This is a genomic window from Phytopseudomonas dryadis, assembly GCF_004327355.1.
In the GTDB taxonomy this organism is placed as follows: Bacteria; Pseudomonadota; Gammaproteobacteria; order Pseudomonadales; family Pseudomonadaceae; genus Aquipseudomonas; species Aquipseudomonas dryadis.
Window position 1 is genome coordinate 119,346 of sequence record NZ_QJUM01000009.1, and the last position, 18,212, is coordinate 137,557.

The window sequence follows — 18,212 nt, forward strand, 5'->3', positions numbered from 1 at the left end:
GCGCGCCTCAGGATTCGCCGCTGTGCGTGCCCAGGCTCAGCCGGAACAGCTTCTGCGCGCCCTTGGCCGCTGCCGCGGCCCGGCTGCTGACGTTCAGTGTGCGCAGCAGGGCCGAAACGTGGATGCGCACGGTGAAGGGGGAAATATCCAGCTGCCTGGCGATTTCCTTGTTTGAAAGCCCTTCGACGAGCAGACGCAGCACATCCTGCTGGCGTGGCGTGAGCTGTTCCTGCGACTCATAGCCGCTACGCACGCCGGATGAGCCGTACAGGGTCACGAACTCGCCGTTGCGCACCTGCAGGAGGGCTTGGCCTATCGCATCCGGGGTCGCCGCCTTGCTGATGAAGCCATCGGCACCGGCCGCCATGACCTCGCCTATCACCTGCTGGTCGTCGACCATCGATACCACGACGAGGGAGGTGCGGTGAAATTCCTGGCGCAGGCCGGCCACGCTGGCAGCCCCTTCGCAGCCGGGAAACAGCAGGTCGAGCACCAGCATATCCGGCGCCTGTGGTGCCCGGGCAAGCAGCAATACTTCGTCGAGGCTGGCCGCCTCGACGATCTCGGCGTCCGGCATGATGCGTTGGACGATGCGCAGCATGCCGTCGCGAAACAACGGGTGGTCGTCAGCGACTATCACGCGTTCGCGACGCGGCAGGGCAGGGGTATTGGGCGCAACGGTAGAGGACACGGCTGTCTCGCTTCAGTCGGACGCCCGCATGCGGACGCAGATGCTTTGCTCGATTTTGTATTGTGGAGCATCCGGGCTGGTGATCTTAGCAAGATCGCGCACTGGCGCAGAACAGCATCGACCACGCAGCATCGGTTGAACTGAGAGGCAATGGGAGTTTGCGCCACCGATCCGCGGCGAGCCGCTTTTTTCGATGGGCGGTCGCCAGCCTGAGCGGCCGCATGGCCGCCGCAGGACATTGCCGAGAGCGGTTTCCGTGGTGCCTGGCGGCCACAAAAAAGCCCGCTTGAAAGCGGGCTTCTGTCGATTTTCGATACCCTGGGGCATCTCCATCGAAGGGATTTGGTCGGAGAGACAGGATTCGAACCTGCGACCTTCTCGTCCCGAACGAGACGCGCTACCAAGCTGCGCTACACTCCGAATGCGCCAAATTGTACTGAAAAAGTTTTGCAGCACAAGGGGTTAGGCTAAAAAAATTTCGGCTGAAGCGAATCGAGCGGGTGGCGGGCGGTGCAGGCGCCCGCCTGGCCCAGGAGCGCTTAGAGCTCCTTGACGGTACGTACCTGATCCTTGTTGACCTTGGTGCGTTTGCCGTCAAGTTGTTCGAATTCGTAGAAGCCGGTCTCATCGTCGAAGTCCGGACGATCCACTGTCTGAATCTCGCGGCCATCGTTCAATGTGATCACCGACGGAGTGGAACAACCGGCCAGGGCGACCAGGCCGAAGGCCAGCAAGAATGCGGCGATAGTCCGTTGCTTCATGACGTGTCTCCTTAATGGGGCTTTATGTGTACTCAGGCTATGACGAGCGCGATCGGCTCAAGTTCCGCCACTTTTGTGCGTCCTGTTGCCGCTGTCCGCACGCCCGTCCTGTTCGAGCAACTGCGGCGTATTGATGTTGGCCAGGCGCGGATCGCCTGGCTCGCATGCCAGCGCCAGCGGCTGGTGATCGCGCAGCCAGCGTTGCGGGCTGCGCTGCCCCGCCTGCCAGGCCTGCTCCAGCGACGCCAGCAGGTTCCTGGGAATGACCGCGAACAGGGGTTCCCAGTGGCCGCCCTGAGTGACCATGACCGGGCGGGTTCCGGCCAGCGCCAGCAGCCCGTCGAGCAGTGGCGTATCGAGTTTCGGCGCATCGCACGGCAGTACCAGCAACTGTGCATGACGGGCGGCGTGCAGCCCGGCACGAATGCCGGCCAGCGGGCCGGGGAAGTCGTCGTTGTCGTCGCTGACCAGGCGATCGGCGTAGTCGGCATAGGCCGCCAGGTTGCGATTGCAGGAAACGATCAGGTCATCGGTGAGGGGCCGTACCAGGTCATGCAGCCAGGCGATCAGGGGCCGGCCGCGCCAGTGCACCAGGCCCTTGTCGCGCCCGCCCATGCGCTGCCCGCGCCCGCCCGCGAGCAGCAGTACCGAGCAGGTCCTGGGGGCGGCAACGATAGGCATGGCGGGCGTCTCCGGCGGTAGGGCTGTGGTATAACACCGGCCATTGTTCACGACAACTGGAAGCCTGCCATGAGCCACAAGGCCGAGACGCTGTTCGTGCCGCTGAATATCGCCGTTCTGACCGTCAGCGACACGCGCACCCTGGAAACCGATACCTCTGGACAGCTGTTCGTCGATCGCCTGCGCGCGGCCGGCCACAACCTGGCCGAGCGGGTGCTGCTCAAGGACGATCTCTACAAGATCCGCGCCCAGGTCGCCAGCTGGATCGCCGAGGACGTGGTGCAGGTGGTGCTGATCACCGGCGGCACCGGCTTCACCGGCCGCGACAGCACGCCCGAAGCCGTGGCCTGCCTGCTGGACAAGCAGGTGGACGGGTTCGGCGAGCTGTTCCGGCAGATATCCGTGGCCGATATCGGCACCTCGACCCTTCAGTCCCGCGCCTTGGCGGGCCTGGCCAATGGCACTCTGGTGTGCTGCCTGCCGGGTTCGACCAATGCCTGCCGCACCGGCTGGGACGGGATTCTCGCCGAGCAACTGGACGCTCGGCATCGCCCTTGCAATTTCGTGCCGCATCTCAAGCTCGCCGCACCCTGCGAGAGCCGCGGATGAACGCTGGCGAGACGCTGATGCCGCTGGAGGTCGCCCAGGCGCGTTTGCTGGCGTTGGCCGAGGCGGCCCCCATCGATGGTCTGGAGCGGGTCGGCCTGGCCGCTGCCGACGGCCGCGTGCTGGCCGAGCCGATGATCGCCGGGCTGGATCTGCCGCCCTGGCCGAACAGTGCCATGGACGGTTATGCCCTGCGCCTGGGCGACTGGCAGGGCGAGCCCTTGCCCGTGAGTCAGCGCATCCTCGCCGGCTGCGCGCCGCAGGCACTGGAACCGGGTACCTGTGCGCGAATCTTCACCGGCGCCCCCTTGCCCGCCGGCGCCGATAGCGTGGAGATGCAGGAGAACGTCGTGGTCGAAGCCGACGGGCGCATCACCTTCAGCGAGCCGTTGCGGCTCGCTCAGAACGTGCGTCCCCAGGGACAGGAGAACCGCAAGGGCGAAACCCTGCTGCCGGCCGGGACACGCCTGGGGCCGGTGGAACTGGGGTTGGCGGCATCGATCGGCATGGCCGAACTGACGGTACGGCGCAAGCCGCGCGTGGCGGTGCTCTCCACTGGCGACGAACTGGTCGAGCCAGGGCAGCCCCTGGCCGCCGGGCAGATCTACAACAGCAACCGGCGCCTGCTGATCGCCTGGTTGCAGCGCCTGGGTTGCGAGGTGATCGACGCCGGCATCCTCGCCGATGACCTCGCGCTGACTCGCGCCGCCTTGGGCGCCTTGCACGACGCCGATCTGATCCTTTCCACCGGTGGCGTATCGGTGGGCGAGGCGGATTTTCTCGGCATCGCCTTGCGTGAGGAGGGCGAGCTGGCGCTGTGGAAGCTGGCGATCAAGCCGGGCAAGCCGCTGACCTTCGGCGAGTTTCGTGGTCGGCCGGTGATCGGTCTGCCGGGTAACCCGGCCTCCACCCTGGTGACCTTCGGTTTGCTGGCCCGCCCGTACCTGTTGCGCCGCCTCGGCGTCGAACGGGTCGAGCCGCTGGGTTTCCCGGTGCCGGCCGGCTTCACCTGGGCGAAGGCCGGCAAGCGTCGTGAATACCTGCGTGCGCGCCTGGACAAGGGGCGCGTGGTGGCCTATCCGAACCAGAGTTCCGGGGTGTTGCGCAGCGCCGCCTGGGCCGAGGGCCTGGCCGAGGTACTGGAGGGCACCACCCTGGAAGAGGGCGACAGCCTGCGCTTCATTCCACTGAGCGAGCTGCTCGGCTGATGCCCGGCATCCGCCCCAAGGCCTTGCAGCCGCGCTGAAAGGGGCGTGCGTCGCTGAGGCCCGGGTCGCTGGCGGTATCAGGTACCGCCAGTTCGCTGTGCAGCAGGTGGGGTAGGGCTGCCAGCGTTTCATCCCGGCCATGCCTCTGGCCCGATATCGATTCGTCGAGCAGGACGAATGCCGCTATCCACTGTCTGCATGGGCAGAATATTGTTTTTCCAACCCCGAACCAGGGAAACCTATATGCAAGAGCGTAGAGCGCTGTTGATTCTTCATGGCAAGCAGGCACTCAACGAGGAGGTGAGAGCGGCGGTCAGGGCGCAGCGCGAGCGCGGTTGGGAGCTGGCCGTGCGCCTCACCTGGGAGCCCGGCGATGCCCAGCGCCTGGTCGCGGAGGCCTTGCAGGCGGGCTATCCGACGCTGATCGCCGGCGGTGGCGATGGCACCCTGCGCGATGTGGCCGAGGCTATGGCGCAGGCACAGACGGATGCCAGCCTGGCCCTGCTGCCGCTCGGCACCGCCAACGATTTCGCCATGGCCGCCGGGGTGCCGGTCGCGCCGCGGCAGGCGCTGGCGCTGCTCGAGACTCCCGCTCGCGCCATCGATCTGGGCGAGGTCGATGGCCAGCTGTTTCTCAACATGGCCACTGGCGGCTTCGGTTCCACAGTCACCGCCAGTACGCCGGAAGACCTCAAGCGCGTGCTCGGGGGGGCGGCCTATCTGCTGACCGGGCTGAGCCGTTTCGCCGACGTGCGTTCGGCGTTCGGTCGCTTCAGTGGGCCGGATTTTGCCTGGGAGGGCGAATTTCTTGCCCTGGGCATCGGCAATGGCCGCCAGGCCGGTGGCGGCCATGTGTTGTGCCCGCAGGCGCGGGTCGACGATGGCCTGCTCGACGTGTGCATCGTGCCGGCGGCTCAGGATGTGGTCGGCACCTTGAGCACGCTGTTTTCCGGTGGCCTGAAAGGGGTCGAGGGGGTGTCGGTCAGCGCTCGTCTGCCCTGGCTGCAGATCGAGGCGCCGGAAGGCCTGGATCTGAACCTCGATGGCGAGCCACGAACGGGCCACAGCATGCGCTTCCGTGCCCGCCCGGGGGTGCTGCGCGTGCACCTGCCCGGCGATTCGCCGCTGGTGTCGCGGCGGGCGCTGGTGCAAGATGGCCAGGAGCCATGACGCCTTCAGTAAAGTCGCGACTGGCCGATAGCCTCGCATCAGCAGCTTGAACTCGACGCATCACAGGAGCGCACCATGGCTGGCATTCTCGACACAGTGGATCAGCGGACGCAGTTGGTGGGGGAAAACCGCCTGGAGATCCTCATGTTCCGCCTGGCCGGTCGGCAACTGTTCGCGATCAACGTGTTCAAGGTTCAGGAAGTGCTGCAGATGCCCAAGCTGACGCTGATGCCCCATCGGCACCGCTTCGTCTGCGGCGTGGTCAACCTGCGGGGGCAGACGCTGCCGGTCATCGACCTGTCGCAGGCCATCGGCATGCGTCCGATCGTGCCGGACGAGCGCAGCACCATCATCGTCACCGAATACAACCGCTCGGTGCAGGCCTTTCTGGTTGGCGGGGTGGACCGCATCCTCAACCTCAACTGGGAATCCATTCTGCCGCCACCCGGCGGGGCGGGTCGTCAGCATTACCTGACGGCCATCACCAAGGTCGAAGAGCAGTTGGTGGAGATCATCGACGTGGAGAAGGTGCTGGCCGAAATCGTGCCCTACAACGCGCGCATCTCCAGCGAGCGGCTGGCCGACCCGGTACTGGAGAAGGCCCGTGGTCGCGAAGTGCTGCTGGTCGACGACTCCAGCGTGGCCCTGGCGCAATTGCGTGACACCCTGTCGCAACTGGGGATGAAGATGCACGTGGCCACCGATGGCCTCAAGGGCCTGCAGATGCTCAAGAAATGGGCCGATGCCGGCAACCTGATGACCGACAAGCTGCTGATGGTCTTCACCGATGCCGAGATGCCGGAAATGGACGGTTACCGCCTGACCACCGAGATCCGCCAGGACCCACGCCTCAAGGGGCTCTACGTGGTGCTGCACACCTCCCTGTCCGGCAGCTTCAACGAGGCCATGGTGAAAAAGGTCGGCTGCGACAACTTCCTGTCCAAGTTCCAGCCGGACAAACTGGTCGACGTGATCCGCGAACGCTTGCTGCTCGACGCCGATTGATCCGTGCCGCAGGCGCCGGGCTTGAGGGTTCACAGCGGTTTACGTATAACCGCTGTTTCGCTTCAGGACGCCGGCCATGCACCTTGCCTCGCTCTATCGCTTCCCCCTCAAGTCCGCCGTCGGCGAGCGATTGCCGAGCCTGCAGCTCGACGGCCTCGGGGTGGTCGGCGACCGGCGCTGGATGCTGGTGGATGCCGACAATGGCCGTTTCATCACCCAGCGTGCCTTCCCGCGCATGAGCCAGTTGCAGGCCCGCTGGAGTCCGTCGGGCGGGCTGACCCTGGCGGCGCCCGCCATGCCGACGCTGGAGGTGGCGCTGCCCGCTCCCGATCAGGCGTTGCGTGGCGTGATCATCTGGCGCGACAGCATGCGCGTGCCGGATGCCGGTGACGAGGCCGCGGCCTGGCTCAGCGCCTTCATGGGCAAGGCCTGCCGCCTGGTGCATGTGCCGGCCGAGCGGGCGCGCTTTATCGACGGCAACGTGACGGGCGAGGAAAGGGTCGGTTTCGCCGATGGCTTTCCGCTGCTGCTGATCGGCCAGGCCTCGCTGGATGACCTGATCGCCCGGGTCGGGCGGCCCCTGGAAATGCTGCGTTTCAGGCCCAACCTGGTGGTGCAGGGCAGTGCGCCCTATGCCGAGGACGAGTGGAAGCGCATCCGTATCGGCGCTGTCGAGTTCAGTGTCGCCAAGGGCTGTTCACGCTGCATCCTCATCACCATCGACCCACGGACCGGCGAACGTAGCGCCGACCGCGAACCGCTGACCACCTTGCGCACCTATCGCCAGCGCGAGGGCGAGGTGTTCTTCGGCCAGAACCTGATCAACCACGGCAGCGGCGAACTGCGCGAGGGCATGCAGGTCGAGGTGCTGGAGTAAGCCGTAAGTAAGCTACAAGCCATAAGCTTCAAGCAAAAGCAAAAGCACCGGCATTGTGCCTGATGCCGATCAGAGGCAGGGCGCCTACGGAAGATCGGCAAACCGCCTACCGTGTAGGAGCGTCGACCTCGACGCGATGCGATGGTGGCCATCGCGCAGAGTCCGTGGTGTGGCCGCCATTCGCCGCGGGGTCGCGGTTCCTGCGGGAACAGGGCAAGCCGCCGTTTTGCGCGCTGACTGGCATGTTCAGCTTGCCGCTTGAGGCTTGCAGCTTGCCGCTGCTTCATTGGTCGAAGTAACGCTCGTGCCAGGCCACCAGCGGTTGCGGCGCATTGAGCTTGTCGCCATAGATCACCGCGTAGGACAGCACGTTCTGCACGTACTGGCGGGTCTCGTTGAAGGGGATGTTCTCCACCCAGACGTCGTAGGCCAGATGATCGGCGCCGCGCAGCCACTGGCGCACGCGGCCGGGGCCGGCGTTGTAGGCGGCCGAGGCCAGCACCCGGTTGCCGTTGAACTGGCCGTAGATCTGGCTCAGGTAGGCGGCGCCGAGCTGGATGTTGACGCTGGGCAGCAGGGCGTTGTTGGGATTGGTCAGGGGAATGCCGAACTTGCGCGCGGTTTCCTTGGCCGTGGCCGGCATCACCTGCATCAGGCCCATGGCCCCGGCGTGGGACTTGGCATCGGCCATGAAAGCGCTTTCCTGGCGCGTGATGGCGAACACCCAGCTGGAGTGCAGGCCGCGTTTCTTCGCTTCGGCGGTCAGCGGCTCGCGGTGGGCCATGGGGAAGCGCACGTCCAGATCGTCCCAGTACTGGGCCTGGCTGATGGTGCGGATGGCCGGGAAATACCACTCCATGTCGTAGGCCAGGCGCGCCTGGGCAACCAGCTCGTCGCGATTGAACTGGCGGCTGGCGTGGTACCACTCGCGGCGGCCGTCGACGATCTGGCCGCGATCGTGGAATTCCATGGCGCGGCGGATGCCGGCGGTGTTGCGCACTTTCTGCACGACGCTGGCATTGACCGCCAGGGGCGCGTTGTTCAGGTGGTAAGGCACCTTGACCTGGTCGGCGGCCATGAAGCCATAGAAGTCGCGTTCCTTGGCCAGGCTCTGGAACAGTGGCTGGGCGGCGTTGCCGTTGGGTTGCGCCAGTTGCAGGCTGCGGGCCTGCCAGTAGCGCCAGCGGTTGGTGCTGGCCAGGGATTCGGGCATGCGCAGGATCAGCTTGTGCGCTTCGTCCCAGCGGCCCAGGCGCAGCAACAGGCGCGCGCGCCATTCACTGACGGTGTCGTCGTGCAGATCGGGGTCGTACTTGGCCATGACGTCCAGTGCGCGGGCGTCGAAGCGCCGGGCCAGGGTCAGGCCGATCTCATTGGCGATGGAGACCTTTTCCTGCTGGGAGAAATGCATGCGCTGGGCATAGCCTTCGAGCAGTTGCAGGGCCTGCTCCGGGTCCTGGCGGGCGAGCCGGCGCAGGCCCAGGCCGACGACATCGCCCATGGCGTCGTCCGCCGGCATGAAGCGCGCCGTCTGGCTGAGGATCTGCGGTTTCTGCGCCACTTCGGCCAGCAGCTTGCCGTGGTTGCCCAGGGTCGGCAGGTTCTTGATCAGGAAGTTGGCCAGGCCGTAGTTGCGCGCTTCGGCCGCCAGCTTGGTGCGTTGCCAGCGGCGCTGTTCGGTGAGCTGGCCTTCGGCGGCCCAGCGGTCGAACAGGCGGTCGCAGGCCTCGGGCTGGGATTTGCCCACCAGCCAGAGTTTCTCGGCGCTGGCATAGCCTTCGGCGGTCAGGCCGTGGTTGAGCTGATACTGGCCATTGAGGCAGTCGAGCTCGGTGAAATTGAGTCCGGGATCGTAGTATCTGGCGAAGGTCTGCCATTCGCCGCGTTCGGCCAGCCAGCGCAGCCAGCGCAGTTTCATCCAGTTGGCCTGGGGCAGGTCGCCGTGGGCGGCGAGAAACGCCTCGATCTCGTCGTTGCTCGCCCACTTCAGCCGCGCCGTGAGTTCCTCATAGGCCAGGTAGGGCTCCAGCGGATAGTCGCGCAGGGCGCTGGCGTAGCGCTGGTAGGGGCCCTTGTCGCCTTTGGCCAGGGCGGCCTTGGCCTCGTCGTAGTATTGGCGTTGTTGGCTCAGGGTCGCGGCCTGGGCCAGCGAAGCCGCGGTGGAGCAGAGAAGCAGGCAGGACAGCAGGCTTAGCAGACGACAGCGCATGGCTCTTCCGGAGGTGATCTGGTGAGCGAGCGCGATCTGGCCGATGCCGGCCGCCCGATGCGCCCTGGGGTTTGGTTGGCGTTTCACCGCGGCCCGAACGGGCACCTATGCAAACGGTGTCTTGCGCGCCTGACGCGGCAAGGCCAACGGCTCCTAGCTTAGCCTTTTGCCCGGGCGCGGCGAAAGCACCGTTAGCGATCGGCCCATGTCAGTTTATGTCTGCGCCTCTGCGCACAGTCCGACAGACTCGGCGGTGCATCTCGGTTAGAATGCGCGCCCGGTTTTTGCTGGCGTGCGCGCCAGCCGATCAGTTCCGTGGTGATCGCCGCGCGTGCGGCTCCGCGCTCATCACCCATCGTATTGTCGAGGCGTACCATGACCCTGCTCAAGTTCACCGAAGTTTCCCTGGCGTACGGCGCCATGCCGCTGCTGGACAAGGTGGCGTGGCAGATCGCCCGCGGCGAGCGGGTGTGCATCATCGGGCGCAACGGCACCGGCAAGTCGAGCATGCTGAAGCTGGTCAAGGGCGATCAGAAGCCCGACGACGGTTCCGTCTGGCGCGCGCCGGGCCTGAAGATCGGCGAGTTGCCGCAGGAACTGCCGGTCGCCGATGGCCGTACCGTGTTCGATGTGGTGGCCCAGGGGCTCGATGGCGTCGGCGAATTGCTGGCGCAGTATCACCACCTAGCGCAGAACTGCGTCACCGAAGACGATCTGAACCAACTGATGCACGTCCAGCAGGACCTCGAAGCCCGCGACGGCTGGCGCCTGCAGCAACTGGTCGAGAGTACCCTGAGCCGCCTGCAGCTGCCCGCCGACAAGACCCTCGCCGAGCTCTCCGGCGGCTGGCGCCGGCGCGTACTGCTGGCCCAGGCGCTGGTCAGCGAGCCGGATCTGCTGCTGCTCGACGAACCGACCAACCACCTGGACATCGGCGCGATCGCCTGGCTGGAAGAGGCGCTGAAGGACTTCCAGGGCGCCGTGCTGTTCATCACCCACGACCGTTCCTTCCTGCAGAACCTGGCCACGCGCATCCTCGAACTGGACCGCGGCGGGCTGATCGACTGGAATGGCGACTACGCCAGCTTCTTGGTGCACAAGGAAGCGATGCTGGCCGCCGAGGAAACCGCCAATGCGCTGTTCGACAAGCGCCTGGCCCAGGAAGAGGTGTGGATCCGTCAGGGCATCAAGGCCCGGCGCACCCGCAACGAGGGGCGCGTACGGGCGCTGAAGGCCCTGCGTGTGGAACGCAGCGAGCGGCGCGAGCGCACCGGCAAGGCCTCCATCCAGCTGGAGACCGCGGACAAGTCCGGCAAGCAGGTCATGGTGCTGGAGAACGTCAGTTTCGCCCATCCGGGCGGTCCGCTGCTGGTCAACGATTTCTCCATGGTCCTGCAGCGCGGCGACCGCATCGGCCTGCTGGGCGCCAACGGCACCGGCAAGACCACGCTGCTGAAGCTGATGCTCGGTGGCCTGCAGCCGACCAGCGGCACGGTGCAGGAGGGCACGCGTATCGACGTGGCCTATTTCGATCAGTTGCGTCACCAGCTCGACCTGGAAAAGACCGTGATCGACAACGTTGCCGAGGGCCGCGACTTCATCGAGATCGATGGCCAGAGTCGCCACGTGCTCAGCTACCTCGGCGACTTCCTGTTCAGCCCCCAGCGTGCCCGCACCCCGGTCAAGGCGCTGTCCGGTGGCGAGCGTGCGCGCCTGCTGCTGGCCAAGTTGTTCAGCAAGCCGGCCAACCTGCTGGTGCTCGATGAACCGACCAACGACCTCGACGTGGAAACCCTCGAATTGCTCGAGGAGGTGTTGCTGACCTTCCAGGGCACTGTGCTGATGGTCAGCCACGACCGGGCCTTCCTCGACAACGTGGTGACCAGCACCCTGGTGTTCGAGGGCGAGGGCCGGGTGCGCGAGTACGTCGGCGGTTACCAGGACTGGCTGCGTCAGGGCGGTTCGCCGCGCCTGCTCGGCGTTGGCGAAAGCAAGTCGGGCAAGGCCGAGCTGGCGTCTGCCGTGGTCGAGGCCCCGGCGCCAGCTCCCGAGCCGCAGCCTGTGGACAGCGCACCGGTGGCCAGGAAGAAACTCAGCTACAAGCTGCAGCGTGAGCTGGAGGCCATTCCCGGGCAGATCGATGCCCTCGAGCAGCAGATCGCCGCGGTGCAGGAGCAGGTCGCTGATCCGGCGTTCTACCAGCAGCCGGTCGAACGCACCGCCGAGGTGCTGGCGCGCCTGCAGAGCCTGCAGGATGAGCTGGAGCAATTGCTGGAGCGCTGGGCCGAGCTGGAAGGCTGACGTCACGGGCGGACAGCCGGGACGAGGTTTCAGTGCTTTGGAGCGTGATGGGTCGGCCGCGGAGTTCGCTCCGGGGTGATAGGCAGAATTTCAACCATGCAGGCGGAAAATGGCAATCGAGTACCGCATTACCCTGGATGACGATCATGAGTTCAGCTACCGCATCGAGCTGGATCGCCACTATGACCCCAGTGTGACCACGGCCGCTCCGAAGTGGACGGCGCTGGGTCACCAGCAGTGCAGCAACTGCCCGTTGAGCAAGGCCGACTACAGCCACTGCCCGGCGGCGGTGGACCTGCACCGGGTCATCGAGGATTTTCGCGGTCTGCCGGCCTTTACCCGGGCGTTCGTCTGGGTCCGCACCCCGGAGCGCGAATACACCAAGCATGCCGGGCTGGAAGAGGGCCTGCGCGCGCTGCTCGGGGTGATCATGGCCACCAGCGCCTGCCCGATGCTGGCCCGGCTCAAGCCGATGGCCAAGAACCATCTGCCCTTCGCCAGCAATCAGGAGTTCATCCTGCGCGCCTTCTCGCTGTACCTGTCGCGGCAGTACTTCAATTTCCGTGAAGGGCGCCATGCGGACTGGGAGCTCAAGGGACTGGTGCGCATGTTCCAGCAATTGCAGCTGGTCAATCAGGCATTCTGGCAGCGTATCCACGCGACCTGTGAAGGCGATTCGAACCTCAAGGCGTTTCTGACCTTCTTTTCGATGTCGTCGAGCATGACCTACTCGCTGGAAACCCAGCTGCAGAAGATCCGGCCCCAGGTCATGAGTGCGGGAGACGGCCTGGACTGGTAGGGCATGGCCCGTTGCGCGCCGGAAGGCATCGCCGGCGCGCCAGGGAGAGGAGGGGCAGCGGCCTCAGGCCGGTTTTTTCAGGCTGACCGCGAGTACGTCGCAGGGCGCGCCGTGCAGCACGTCGTTGGCGGTGGAGCCGAGCAGCAGGGCCAGGCCGTGGCGGCCATGGCTGCCGACGATGATCAGGTCGCAGCCCTGCTCGGCGGCCAGGCGGTGGATTTCCTGGCGCGGCTGGCCGTAGGCCAGGTGGCGATGCTCGGCGCTGAGCTGCGGGTACTTGACGGCGAAGGCGTCGAGACGCTCCTTGGCCTGTTCGAACTGTTGCTGCTGGAGCATGGACAGGTCCATGGGCACGTCGCCACCGAAGGCCATGGCCATGGGTTCCACGATGTGCACCACGGAAAGCCTGGCCTGGGTGCTGCCGGCCAGGCTCTGGGCGCGTTTCATTACCGGGTCGCACTCCTCGGTCAGGTCGACGGCGACCAGAATGTGCTGATAGGACATGAGGGTGTCTCCTTAAGGGTAACCAGTGATAGTGAGTATGACTGGTTTGAGCATTTACCACAGGTTGCGGCTTGCGAGATAAAAAAATGACGGGTTGGATCATCCTGGCATTGTTGGTTCTGGCGCTCAGTCCACTGGTGTGGCTGGTGCCGTCGCGGCGTCAGCGCGGGCAGATGGATGTGCGTCTGCAGGCGCGCCGCATGGGCCTGGCCATGCAACTGACGCGCGAGCAGTGGCCGTACTGGCTGAGCAAGACGCCGCCGAGCCCATGCCCGCAGTACCACCGGCCGCGGCGCCGGGGGCGTGAGGACAGTTGGTGCTACTGGCAGAGCGAGCCGGGAAAATGGCTGAACAGGTGGCAGGAACCCTGCGCCGAAGAGCCCCTCGCGGCGCAGCTCGCAACCCTGCCCGCCGACGTCTACAAGGTCGAGGCCACGGCGCAGATGATCGCCTTGTACTGGGGCGAGCGAGCGCAGGCCGAATCGTTGCAGAACATTGCCGCGTTTCTGCAGGCGCGCGCCTGAGGCCCGGTAACAGCCTGTCAAGCGCCGCTCAGCCCCGTCATGGGCAACCGGACTGAGCGGATAAAGAAAAACCCGGTGCGAACACCGGGCGGGGACAACGGCCAGGCAGGCCGGGAAAACCAGGGGCGGCATCGTCAGGGCTGTACCGCGGCGTACTGGCTGGAAACCTCTTCCAGCCCTGCGATGATGCTGTCGGAATACTTGTTCACCAGAAAGGGCACGCTGTTCTCGTTGTAGTTCTGCAGCGACTTCTCGATATAGCGCCACTTGCTGCTGACGCTGGCCAGCGTGCTGGCGATCTGCGGGGTATTCTGCGGTGTTTCGCGCAGGCTTGCCAACTGCCTGGCGAATTCGCCGACCAGTTCCTCGATCGGCTGCTCGCTGTTGCCGCCGAAAAAGGTCGCGCCCACCGAGGCGCTGCGCGCCGCGTAATTCACCGCGATGGCCTGCATCAGCAGGCTCTGCTGGCGGCTGCGGGCGACCAATGGCGGCGCCTGGAAGGCGCCTTCCCGTTGCAGGGCCAGTTGCAGCGCCAGGCTGTCATCGAGCACCTGCCGGTTACGCGACGCCATGTCCGCCACCGGCTGCAGGTCGGTATAGCCCTGGCTCTTGAGCGCGTTCATCAAGGTGGTCAGTTGCCCTTCGTAGTCGCTCCAGCTCTGCTTCAATTGAGCATTCAACCGTGTCGAGCGCTCGCCGGGCATGTTCGTCAACTGCTGCAGTTGTTGATTGGCCACGCGCAGGGAATCGGCAATCATGCGCGCATAGCGTTGGTCGCCCTCCATGCCGTTGTACATGTAGAAATCGCCCAGGCTTTTCTGCGCGGCCAGGTGCAGGCGATGCAGGGCCTGCAGGTTGGCGGATGCTTCGCTGGCGTCCGCGGGCGCGGGCAGCAGGAGGATCGCGAACAGGGCGCTCAGGGTAATGGCAAGCAGGCGGCTCGACATGGGAGGACTCCGTGGGGACTTGTTGTTCTTGTTGTAGTCGCTTCGGACTTCGCCGAATCGGGCCGACTGTACGCGCGGCGAAATGATTTGGCTAGCCGTTCGCCGAAAGGCGACGCATGTCGGCCGAATGATGCGTTATCGACGGCGATGATCGACTTTTCGCAACATGCCGCGGTTTTCATGGCATGTGGGTAGTGGCGGCTGAATAACGCTACAGAACGCCAATTGACAATTCACGGCTTTTCCGTGAAGGTGTGCTTACCCAAATCAAACGGTCGTATGAATTGAGTGTTTGCCTCGTCGGCAATGCCCAATGCAGCCCGACTATCGCATCGGTGGGTGTGCCAGGCTCACGGGTTCCAGGCTCGCGGCCTTGCCGTGGCGCGAACCAGCCGGCTGGCTCCGATGTGTACTGTTCAGCTTCCCTAGCGTGGAGATCAGTTGATGATTTACGAAGGTAAAGCCATCACGGTTAAGGCTCTTGAGAGCGGCATCGTCGAATTGAAATTCGACCTCAAGGGTGAGTCCGTCAACAAATTCAACCGTCTGACCCTGAATGAATTGCGTCAGTCCGTGGATGCGATCAAGGCCGATGCCTCGATCAAGGGCGTGATCGTCAGCAGTGGCAAGGACGTGTTCATCGTCGGTGCCGACATCACCGAGTTCGTCGACAACTTCAAACTGCCCGACGAAGAGCTGGTGGCGGGCAACCTCGAAGCCAACAAGATCTTCAGCGACTTCGAAGACCTCGACGTGCCGACCGTCGCCGCGATCAATGGCATCGCCCTGGGCGGCGGCCTGGAAATGTGTCTGGCAGCGGATTACCGGGTCATGGCCGACAGCGCCAGGATCGGCCTGCCGGAAGTCAAGCTGGGCATCTACCCGGGCTTCGGCGGCACGGTGCGCCTGCCGCGCCTGATCGGTACCGACAACGCGGTCGAGTGGATCGCCGCCGGCAAGGAAAACCGCGCCGATGACGCCCTCAAGGTGGGCGCGGTCGATGCGGTGGTCAGTGGCGACAAGCTGCAGGCCGCGGCCCTCGACCTGATCAAGCGGGCGATTTCCGGCGAACTGGATTTCCGCGCCAAGCGTCAGCCCAAGCTGGAAAAGCTCAAGCTCAACGCCATCGAACAGATGATGAGCTTCGAAACCGCCAAGGGTTTCGTCGCCGGCCAGGCCGGCCCCAACTACCCGGCGCCGGTCGAAGCGATCAAGACCATCCAGAAGGCCGCCAATTTCGGCCGCGACAAGGCCCTGGAGGTCGAGGCCGCGGGTTTCGTCAAACTGGCCAAGACCTCGGTCGCCGAAAGCCTGATCGGCCTGTTCCTCAATGACCAGGAACTGAAGAAGAAAGCCAAGGCGCATGACGAAATCGCCAGGGACGTGAAGCTCTCCGCCGTGCTCGGCGCCGGCATCATGGGCGGCGGCATCGCCTACCAGTCGGCGTCCAAGGGCACGCCGATCCTGATGAAGGATATCCGTGAAGAGGGTATCCAGATGGGTCTCAACGAGGCCTCCAAGCTGCTCGGCAAGCGGGTCGAGAAGGGCCGCATGACCCCCGCGCAGATGGCCGATGCACTGAATGCCATTCGCCCGACCATGTCCTATGGCGATTTCGGCAACGTCGATATCGTCGTCGAAGCCGTGGTCGAGAACCCCAAGGTCAAGCAGGCCGTGCTGGCCGAAGTCGAGGCCGCGGTCAAGGAGGACACCATCCTGGCGTCCAACACCTCGACCATTTCCATCAGCCTGCTGGCCAAGGCGCTCAAGCGTCCGGAGAACTTCGTCGGCATGCACTTCTTCAACCCGGTGCACATGATGCCGCTGGTCGAAGTCATCCGTGGCGAGAAGTCCAGCGACGTGGCGATTGCCACCACCGTGGCCTACGCCAAGAAGATGGGCAAGAACCCGATCGTGGTCAACGATTGCCCGGGCTTCCTGGTCAACCGCGTGCTGTTCCCGTACTTCGGCGGCTTCTCCAAGCTGTTGAGCTTTGGCGTCGACTTCGTGCGCATCGACAAGGTCATGGAGAAGTTCGGCTGGCCCATGGGCCCGGCGTATCTGTCCGACGTGGTCGGCATCGACACCGGCCACCACGGCCGCGACGTGATGGCCGAAGGCTTCCCGGACCGCATGGCGGTCGAGGGCAGAACCGCGGTCGACGTGATGTACGAGGCCAACCGCCTCGGTCAGAAGAATGGCAAGGGTTTCTACGCCTACGAGACCGACAAGCGTGGCAAGCCGAAGAAGGTCGTCGATCCCGAGGCCTACGAACTGCTCAAGTCGATCGTGGTCGAGCAGCGTGAACTGAGCGACGAGGACATCATCAACACCATGATGATCCCGCTGTGCCTGGAAACCGTGCGCTGCCTGGAAGACGGCATCGTCGAGACCGCGGCCGAAGCGGACATGGGCCTGATCTACGGCATTGGCTTCCCGCCGTTCCGCGGTGGCGCGCTGCGCTACATCGACAGCGTCGGCGTAGCCGAATTCGTGGCCCTGGGCGACAAGTACGCCGACCTGGGCGCGCTGTATCAGCCGACCGAGAAACTGCGTGAAATGGCCAAGAACGGCCAGACCTTCTTCGGTTAATCGCGCAACGATTGGAGCGAGAGTGAATTTATGAGCCTGAATCCAAGAGATGCAGTCATCGTCGACTTCGGCCGTACCCCCATGGGGCGTTCCAAGGGCGGCATGCACCGTAACACCCGTGCCGAGACCCTGTCGGCGCAGCTGATCAGCAAGTTGCTGGAGCGCAACGACAAGGTCGATCCCAAGGAAGTCGAAGACGTCATCTGGGGGTGCGTCAACCAGACCCTGGAGCAGGGCTGGAACATCGCCCGCATGGCCTCGCTGATGACCCAGATCCCGCACACCAGTGCCGGGCAGACGGTCAGCCGCCTGTGCGGTTCGTCGATGAGCGCCCTGCACACCGCCGTGCAGGCGATCCAGACCGGTAACGGCGACGTGTTCGTGGTCGGTGGCGTCGAGCACATGGGCCACGTCGGCATGATGCACGGCGTCGATCCCAACCCGCACCTGTCGCTGTACGCGGCCAAGGCCTCGGGCATGATGGGCCTGACCGCCGAGATGCTGGGCAAGATGCACGGCATCACCCGCGAGCAGCAGGACGCCTTCGGCGAGCGTTCCCACCGCCTGGCGCACAAGGCCACGCTGGAGGGCAATTTCAAGGACGAGATCATTCCCATGCAGGGGTATGACGAGAACGGTTTCCTCAAGGTCTTCGACTTCGACGAAACCATTCGTCCCGAGACCACCATCGAGAGCCTGGCCCAGCTCAAGCCGGCCTTCAACCCGAAAGGCGGTACCGTCACCGCCGGTACTTCTTCGCAGATCACCGACGGCGCGTCCTGCATGATCGTCATGTCGGCGCAGCGGGCCCAGGATCTGGGTATCCAGCCCATGGCCGTGGTACGGGCCATGGCGGTGGCCGGGGTGGACCCGGCGATCATGGGCTACGGCCCGGTGCCGTCCACGCAGAAGGCGCTCAAGCGTGCCGGCCTGAGCATCGCCGACATCGATTTCGTCGAACTCAACGAGGCCTTCGCCGCCCAGGCCCTGCCTGTGCTCAAGGATCTCAAGCTGCTCGACAAGATGGAGGAAAAGGTCAACCTGCATGGCGGCGCCATCGCCCTGGGCCATCCGTTCGGTTGTTCCGGAGCGCGTATCTCCGGTACCCTGCTCAACGTGATGAAACAGAACGGTGGTACCTTGGGCGTGTCCACCATGTGCGTGGGCCTCGGCCAGGGCATCACTACCGTCTTCGAACGCATCTGACGTTCTGGCGGTAACGGAACCGGGGCTCATGCCCCGGTTTTTGTTTTTGCCCCGCCATTCATGGCGATCAGCCTTGGGGCTGTCGCGATGCGAGGCGGAGGATGTCTCCCGAAAATTGTCTGTCGGTCGAA

At 64.9% G+C, this 18,212-nt stretch carries 16 protein-coding genes and 1 tRNA gene; 10 read left to right on the forward strand and 7 right to left on the reverse strand.

The window, feature by feature from the left end:
* Positions 1-7: 7 nt before the first annotated feature.
* The 4 genes from DNK34_RS09795 to mobA all read right to left on the reverse strand — a co-directional run bounded on the left by DNK34_RS09795 (position 8) and on the right by mobA (position 2,133).
* A complete protein-coding gene (locus DNK34_RS09795) occupies positions 8-691 on the reverse strand; it encodes a LuxR C-terminal-related transcriptional regulator (protein ID WP_278248864.1) in 684 nt (227 codons plus the stop codon).
* A 343-nt stretch (positions 692-1,034) separates the two neighbouring features.
* Positions 1,035-1,111, reverse strand: a tRNA-Pro gene (locus tag DNK34_RS09800).
* Positions 1,112-1,230: 119 nt separating this feature from the next.
* On the reverse strand, positions 1,231-1,452 hold the full coding sequence (locus DNK34_RS09805) for a YgdI/YgdR family lipoprotein (protein WP_131173762.1): 222 nt from the start codon (positions 1,450-1,452) through the stop codon (positions 1,231-1,233).
* Between the two features lie 57 nt (positions 1,453-1,509).
* Positions 1,510-2,133 (reverse strand): molybdenum cofactor guanylyltransferase MobA, encoded by a 624-nt coding sequence (mobA, locus tag DNK34_RS09810; protein ID WP_131173761.1) that lies wholly within the window; start codon positions 2,131-2,133, stop codon positions 1,510-1,512.
* Between the two features lie 69 nt (positions 2,134-2,202).
* Here mobA and moaB point away from each other — a divergent pair, with 69 nt between their 5' ends.
* The 5 genes from moaB to DNK34_RS09835 all read left to right on the forward strand — a co-directional run bounded on the left by moaB (position 2,203) and on the right by DNK34_RS09835 (position 6,999).
* The gene (gene moaB, locus DNK34_RS09815) at positions 2,203-2,742 is read left to right on the forward strand and encodes a molybdenum cofactor biosynthesis protein B (protein ID WP_131173760.1); all 540 of its coding nucleotides are present in this window, start codon (positions 2,203-2,205) and stop codon (positions 2,740-2,742) included.
* Positions 2,739-3,947: a molybdopterin molybdotransferase MoeA gene (locus tag DNK34_RS09820; RefSeq protein WP_131173759.1), complete on the forward strand. Its 1,209-nt coding sequence runs from the start codon at positions 2,739-2,741 to the stop codon at positions 3,945-3,947. The genes moaB and DNK34_RS09820 overlap by 4 nt, the downstream gene beginning before the upstream one ends.
* Positions 3,948-4,190: 243 nt before the next feature.
* On the forward strand, positions 4,191-5,117 hold the full coding sequence (gene yegS, locus DNK34_RS09825) for a lipid kinase YegS (protein ID WP_131173758.1): 927 nt from the start codon (positions 4,191-4,193) through the stop codon (positions 5,115-5,117).
* Positions 5,118-5,192: 75 nt separating this feature from the next.
* Positions 5,193-6,122, forward strand: coding sequence for a chemotaxis protein CheV (locus tag DNK34_RS09830; RefSeq protein WP_131173757.1), 930 nt, complete (start codon positions 5,193-5,195; stop codon positions 6,120-6,122).
* A 76-nt stretch (positions 6,123-6,198) separates the two neighbouring features.
* Positions 6,199-6,999 carry an MOSC domain-containing protein gene (locus DNK34_RS09835; RefSeq protein ID WP_131173756.1) on the forward strand — a complete coding sequence of 267 codons (801 nt, stop codon included), beginning with the start codon at positions 6,199-6,201 and terminating at the stop codon, positions 6,997-6,999.
* Positions 7,000-7,282: 283 nt separating this feature from the next.
* Here the strand turns inward: DNK34_RS09835 and DNK34_RS09840 are convergent, their stop codons facing one another.
* Entirely contained in the window at positions 7,283-9,208 is a 1,926-nt protein-coding gene (locus DNK34_RS09840; RefSeq protein ID WP_131173755.1) for a transglycosylase SLT domain-containing protein, read from the reverse strand.
* A gap of 375 nt (positions 9,209-9,583) precedes the next feature.
* Between DNK34_RS09840 and DNK34_RS09845 the strand changes: the two genes are divergently transcribed.
* Both DNK34_RS09845 and DNK34_RS09850 read left to right on the forward strand, forming a co-directional pair.
* Positions 9,584-11,509: an ATP-binding cassette domain-containing protein gene (locus DNK34_RS09845; protein ID WP_131173754.1), complete on the forward strand. Its 1,926-nt coding sequence runs from the start codon at positions 9,584-9,586 to the stop codon at positions 11,507-11,509.
* A gap of 109 nt (positions 11,510-11,618) precedes the next feature.
* Positions 11,619-12,308 carry a DUF6901 family protein gene (locus DNK34_RS09850; RefSeq protein ID WP_131173753.1) on the forward strand — a complete coding sequence of 230 codons (690 nt, stop codon included), beginning with the start codon at positions 11,619-11,621 and terminating at the stop codon, positions 12,306-12,308.
* Positions 12,309-12,371: 63 nt separating this feature from the next.
* On the opposite strand, the gene DNK34_RS09855 is transcribed toward DNK34_RS09850, so the two are convergent.
* On the reverse strand, positions 12,372-12,812 hold the full coding sequence (locus DNK34_RS09855) for a universal stress protein (RefSeq protein WP_131173752.1): 441 nt from the start codon (positions 12,810-12,812) through the stop codon (positions 12,372-12,374).
* Positions 12,813-12,898: 86 nt separating this feature from the next.
* On the opposite strand from DNK34_RS09855, the gene DNK34_RS09860 reads away from it, so the two are divergent.
* Complete coding sequence (locus tag DNK34_RS09860) at positions 12,899-13,336, forward strand: hypothetical protein (RefSeq protein ID WP_131173751.1); 438 nt, start codon at positions 12,899-12,901, stop codon at positions 13,334-13,336.
* A gap of 134 nt (positions 13,337-13,470) precedes the next feature.
* Here the strand turns inward: DNK34_RS09860 and DNK34_RS09865 are convergent, their stop codons facing one another.
* Positions 13,471-14,283 carry a hypothetical protein gene (locus DNK34_RS09865; protein ID WP_131173750.1) on the reverse strand — a complete coding sequence of 271 codons (813 nt, stop codon included), beginning with the start codon at positions 14,281-14,283 and terminating at the stop codon, positions 13,471-13,473.
* Positions 14,284-14,727: 444 nt separating this feature from the next.
* Here DNK34_RS09865 and fadB point away from each other — a divergent pair, with 444 nt between their 5' ends.
* Positions 14,728-16,875, forward strand: coding sequence for a fatty acid oxidation complex subunit alpha FadB (gene fadB, locus DNK34_RS09870; RefSeq protein ID WP_131173749.1), 2,148 nt, complete (start codon positions 14,728-14,730; stop codon positions 16,873-16,875).
* Positions 16,876-16,905: 30 nt separating this feature from the next.
* Complete coding sequence (gene fadA, locus DNK34_RS09875) at positions 16,906-18,081, forward strand: acetyl-CoA C-acyltransferase FadA (protein WP_131173748.1); 1,176 nt, start codon at positions 16,906-16,908, stop codon at positions 18,079-18,081.
* Positions 18,082-18,212 lie beyond the last annotated feature (131 nt).